We start from the raw sequence: 5,092 nt of genomic DNA, 5'->3' as shown, positions 1-5,092 counted from the left end.
GGCCCGTATCATCCGCCGCGAAGGTCTTGCCCGCCACGTCGCTATCTCGACACGCAGCGAAACGACGCTGGCACGGGCAAGCGAACTCGATCTCGGCTCCTCCTACACTGTGGACGCGAAAGAGGCGGTCCGCGATGCAGACCTGGTCATCGTTTCGGTGCCGGTCGGCGCTTCGGGCGAGGTCGCCGAGGAAATCGCACCGGCGCTGAAGCAGGGCGCCATCCTCACCGATGTCGGCTCGACCAAGGCGTCGGTCATCGCGCAGATGCAGCCGCATGTGCCTGATGGTGTGAATTTCATTCCCGGCCATCCGTTGGCGGGCACCGAAAAATCGGGTCCGGATGCAGGCTTTGCCGAACTGTTCGAGAATCGCTGGTGCATTTTCACGCCGGTGCCCGGCACCGATCCCGAGGCGCTGGAAAGACTCTCGGAATTCTGGCGCCGCTGCGGCTCCAACATCGATACGATGGATTCCCAGCATCACGACATGACACTGGCCATCGTCTCGCATCTGCCGCACATCATTGCCTACAACATCGTCGGCACCGCCGACGATCTGCAGTCGGTCACCAAGTCCGAGGTCATCAAATATTCGGCCTCCGGCTTTCGTGACTTCACGCGCCTTGCCGCTTCCGACCCGACCATGTGGCGGGATGTCTGCCTGCACAACAAGGATGCCATTCTCGAAATGCTGGCGCGGTTCTCGGAAGATTTGGCCTCGCTGCAGCGGGCGATCCGCTGGGGCGACGGCGAAAAGCTGTTCGACCTGTTCACCCGCACCCGCGCCGTCCGCCGCTCGATCATCGAGGCCGGCCAGGACATCGACGTACCGGACTTTGGCCGGCAGGCGGTCGAGCACCCATCCAAGGGATAGAGCATCGGACCCAAATGTGGGTACCGATTTTGGGAAATCCGATGCTCAAACAAAAGGCAGAGCGGCGGTACGATTCGATTTGAAAGCCCGCCGCTGTCTCAGGCCGGCCAGTGGGCGGCCATCATCGCCAGCGTCTCGGCCCTGTCCGGCGCACCCAGCCTGCCGCCGAAACGCAGGCATTTGAGCGCGGCGGCGGCGCTGGCAAAGCGCAGGGCCTGTTCGATCGGCATGGCTTCCGCCAAACCAACGGCAAAGGCCCCGTGAAACACGTCGCCGGCGGCAAGCGTGTCCACTGCCTTGATCCTTGGCGCCGCGACATGGCGCACGGATCCCACTGAGCGGTCGAACCACCAGCTTCCCGCCGAGCCGCCCGTCACCGCTACGAATGCATCCGTGCGTCCGGCCAGCCCTTCACAGGCCTTTTGCGGGCCTTGTTCCTCGCCGCAGAGGATGAACGCCGCCGGCTCCGACGCGACGATGTGCGAGGCGAGCGGAAACAGGCGTTCCAGCACGTCCCGTGGCGCGGTGTCGGCGTCCAGTATGGCTGGACGGCCGATTGCGCGCGCCGCCGCCAGGGCCAGAGCTGCTGCGCCCGGCCAGCGTACGTCTACCAGGACGGCGTCGAATGCGGTGAGATCTTGGGTGGGGAGCGCCTCGGGATCGGCCTGGGCGAGCTTGTCATAGAAAGGAACGATGATGCGCTCGCCATGCGTATCGACCAAGATGGCCGACAGTGCCGAACGCGCGCCGGTGACGCGCCGGACAAAGCTGCAATCGACGCCTTCGGCCTCGATCCCGGCGACCAGCTGATCGCCGACGGTGTCGTCTCCCGCGCTCGCCCACAGCGATACGTCCGCGCCGAGACGGCGTGCGGCGCAGGCCGCGCTCGAAGCCATGCCCGAGGCGATCTGGACGCCGTCGGCCGCGATGAACTTGCCCTGACGTGTCGGAAGCGTGTCGACGCGTAGGATCGTGTCGAGCGTCAGCGCGCCAACACTCAGGAGCTTCACCGGGCGGTTCATCTATCTTCCTGTTCGACCATGATCTTTTCCGAACTGGAGGTTCGCAATCTTGGTCTAATCGACCGGCTCGATCCTGCCCAGCGGGATAAAACCGAGCGAGGCCTTGCCCTTGACGACCTTGAGTGGCATCGACGGTTCGTTGCCTAGCAGCGCCAGCCCGGCAAAGCCTGTTTTGATCTGGCTCTTCTGCTCGGGAATGGCCTTGCCGAGGATTGCCGCCACCGCCTTCGGATCGCTAAGCTTGATCATCAAATCGGCGTCGATCAGCCCATCGGCATCGACCGAAACCGGTCCGGAAACGGTGATACGCGCAGTTCCCGACGACAGATCCAGCTTGCCGATATCGACCGCCTGGCCGCGTAGGCCCTCTGTTTGTGTCTTGATCAGCGCCACGCCGTTCTTCAGCGTCACGTCGCCGCTGCCGTCGAGCGGCGGCAGAACGCGCCCATCGATCACCCCTGGATCGATTTCGAGGTCGGTAAAACTTCCGGCATAGTCGATGTCCTGGCCGTTCGGACGCAATTGTCCGGCCGCTGTCCCGGCGCTGAACAGCTCGACCGGGGCTGTGCCGTCCGCCGGATCGGTCTGGGCGGACAGGCCCTCGGCCTCCAGTGATACACGCCGGGGCAGCGGCCACGACAGTTTCACGTTCGCTCGCAGACTATCCCAGTCGATCCACAGTGGCGCCATCCCCGGGACGGAGGTCCTGAGCGGCCCCCGCAAGTCGGCGCCAGGCGACAGGATCTGGGTGATGTGCGTGACGGCGTTGAGGCTGCCGAGCGAGGCGGCAACCTTCCTGGTGTCGTCCTGATAAGCCAGACTGTCGCAGGAAACGGCGAAGCTCGAGGGATACCCGCTGACCGTCAGATTGGCGCAGTCCGCCTCGATGCCATTGCCGTTGAGCTCGGCCACCGCTTTGCCGGCTTCGCTCTTGACCTTGTCTGCCAGGTAGAACCAGCCGGCGCTGTAGAGGCCGAACAGCACGACGATGAAAGCGCCAAGCCAGAAGAGGCGGCGGCGAAAATTCGGCGGGCGCTCGTCACTTGACGTCATGCTGCGGCTCTCGTTAGCGCGTGTTGCAGAGAGGGACTGTCGTTTCCGGCAACATCAGGTAGACGGAGACGGATTGATAAAAACACCGATTCCAGTGCGGTGCTGCAACAGGCTTGGCGATATGGGCGATTTTTGGGTTTTTGGCTACGGTTCGCTGATCTGGCGGCCGGGATTTGCGCATGTCGAGACGCGGCGCGCCCGCCTCCATGGCTACCGCCGCTCGCTGTGCGTCTACTCCTTCGTGCATCGCGGCACGCGCGAACGGCCCGGCCTGGTGCTCGGCCTCGACCGTGGCGGCTCCTGCATCGGGCTGGCCTTCCGCGTCCCCGGCGATCTGCGCAACGAGGTCATCACCTATCTGCGCGAGCGCGAGCTGGTCACCAATGTCTATCTCGAGCGCATGCTTAGCATTCGCCTCGACAATGGCGATAAGGGTGGCGGCGATAAGGGTGGCGGCGAGACGGACGGGGGCGAGACGGTCTCGGCTGTCGCCTATGTCGTCGACCGAACCCACGAGCAATATGCCGGTGCGCTCGATGCGGCCGATGCGGCGACCGTCGTTCGCGGCGCCGTCGGCCAGTCGGGAAAGAACGAGGACTACGTGCTCAGCACGCTGGAGCACCTCGAAGCGCTGGGGATCCGCGACCACTGGCTGGAAGAAGTGGCGAAACGGATCGGGTCGTGATCTTCTTTCGTTGTTTGACCATGATCTTTCCGAAAAAACGGTTCCACTTTTTGCTTCGCTGACCTTCGGTTCGGGATCATGGTCCGGGCTACATCCTGAAAATCTGCTTTCCGAGATCGGCGCGATCCAGGCTGTTTGCCACGGCGAGCTCGAACTGCGCCAGCGGATGGATGCCGCCGACAGAGATATGGAAATCGGGTTGGCCGAAGATGTCAACAATCTCGCGCAACACCGGACGGTCGGCTTCGACAGGCGGCGAAAAGAAGTAGCGGTAGATATTTGCCCTGATCTCGACGCCGCTCAGCAGCACGTCGAAATTGTGCAGTTCGAAACGCTCGCTGCTCATGCCGCCATTGATGACCATCTGCCCGCCCATCGCGAGGGTGCGGATCAATTCGCCACTGGCGGGTCCGCCGACATTGTCGATGATCCCGTTCAACCCGGCGCCGCCGGTCATGTCCATGACCGCTTCCCTGATGCCGACCTTCAAATCCGACAGATCGAGGGTGGCGGTGGCACCAAGCCGCTTCAGGTCCAGCCTGTCGTGAGAGCGTCGCACGAGCGCGATCACGTTGATGCCGCGCCGTTTGGCGAACTGCATCACCATCGTCGAAACCGATGAATAGCCGGCCGTGACGGCCAGCCACTGTCCAGGCTGCACACGGGAATCCGCCAGCAGGTCCCAGGCGGTGATGGGGTTCACCATCTGTCCGGCGCGTCGAGCGGATAGTCCGCCGGTAGCGGGATCAGCCATTCGGCCGGAACGGCCGCATATTCGGCCCAGCTATTGTAGTGGCTGAACGCGACAAGCGTGCCCGGTTTCAAAGCGACGTTCGCGCCCACGGCATCGATAATGCCGGCGCCATGATTTCCGGCGATCTGGTGGGGAAAATGCGGCTTCTTCGGTTCGGGATAGAGGTTCTGGATGAACAGGAAGTCGCCAGGGTTGACCGAGGCGGAAACCATCCTGACCAGCACCTCGCCGTCGCCAATTCGCGGCATGGGTACGTCGTGCAGATAGAGCACGTCCCGCGGCGAGCCGATTGCGTCAAACACGATTGCTTTCATCTCGGCCTCCAATAACGGGCGATCTGGTCATGCAATCTGGTTGCGGCCAGATCGCAGGCACCGATGTTTGCATCGGTGTCGCGGAACCTAAGCTCGCTGGCAAAAATCGGAATTGGCAGATTTGACAATCTATGTGCTAAACTTGCCATAACTGTTCAAAAGGAGGGATCTTGGACAATCGTTCCGTCCACGCCGTAATCTGGCTGCCGTCGACCTTCTATTCGGCCGTCGCCGCGACACTTGTCGAAATGTTCGAGCTGGTGAACACCATTCGCGGCGCGCCGGCGATTTCCTTCGAATTCGTGGCGCGGCAGGCCGACGCCGCGACGACGCCCGGAATTTCCTTTCACACCAGACGCGAACCCTCGCATCGCATGGACCTGCTGGTCC

At 62.9% G+C, this 5,092-nt stretch carries 7 protein-coding genes; 3 read left to right on the top strand and 4 right to left on the bottom strand.

All coding sequences use genetic code 11. The features are described 5' to 3' along the window. Positions 1–874, top strand: an 874-nt coding sequence (locus EOA85_RS27175; RefSeq protein ID WP_127211829.1) for a prephenate/arogenate dehydrogenase family protein, incomplete at its 5' end; no start/stop codon positions are given. Positions 875–972: 98 nt separating this feature from the next. Here the strand turns inward: EOA85_RS27175 and EOA85_RS27170 are convergent. Continuing rightward, the gene (locus EOA85_RS27170) at positions 973–1,896 is read right to left on the bottom strand and encodes a PfkB family carbohydrate kinase (RefSeq protein ID WP_127211828.1); all 924 of its coding nucleotides are present in this window, start codon (positions 1,894–1,896) and stop codon (positions 973–975) included. Positions 1,897–1,950: 54 nt separating this feature from the next. Then, a complete protein-coding gene (locus EOA85_RS27165; protein ID WP_127211827.1) occupies positions 1,951–2,949 on the bottom strand; it encodes a DUF2125 domain-containing protein in 999 nt (332 codons plus the stop codon). 121 nt (positions 2,950–3,070) lie between these two features. On the opposite strand from EOA85_RS27165, the gene EOA85_RS27160 reads away from it, so the two are divergent. Then, positions 3,071–3,634, top strand: a complete 564-nt coding sequence (locus EOA85_RS27160; RefSeq protein WP_127211830.1) for a gamma-glutamylcyclotransferase — start codon at positions 3,071–3,073, stop codon at positions 3,632–3,634. 88 nt (positions 3,635–3,722) lie between these two features. Here EOA85_RS27160 and EOA85_RS27155 read toward each other — a convergent pair whose 3' ends face one another. Next, complete coding sequence (locus EOA85_RS27155) at positions 3,723–4,340, bottom strand: zinc-binding dehydrogenase (protein ID WP_164759912.1); 618 nt, start codon at positions 4,338–4,340, stop codon at positions 3,723–3,725. Further along, the gene (locus EOA85_RS27150; protein WP_127211825.1) at positions 4,334–4,702 is read right to left on the bottom strand and encodes an alcohol dehydrogenase catalytic domain-containing protein; all 369 of its coding nucleotides are present in this window, start codon (positions 4,700–4,702) and stop codon (positions 4,334–4,336) included. Before EOA85_RS27150 ends, EOA85_RS27155 begins: the two co-directional genes overlap by 7 nt. A gap of 170 nt (positions 4,703–4,872) precedes the next feature. Between EOA85_RS27150 and EOA85_RS27145 the strand changes: the two genes are divergently transcribed. Next, a partial coding sequence (locus tag EOA85_RS27145) for a hypothetical protein (RefSeq protein WP_164759911.1) occupies positions 4,873–5,092 on the top strand: 220 nt, incomplete at its 3' end.

It is taken from the genome of Mesorhizobium sp. M5C.F.Ca.IN.020.29.1.1, from assembly GCF_003997375.1.
In the GTDB taxonomy this organism is placed as follows: domain Bacteria; phylum Pseudomonadota; class Alphaproteobacteria; order Rhizobiales; family Rhizobiaceae; genus Mesorhizobium; species Mesorhizobium wenxiniae.
The sequence above is the reverse complement of the archived record's forward strand: the minus strand, read 5'-3'. Positions and strand labels throughout refer to the sequence as shown.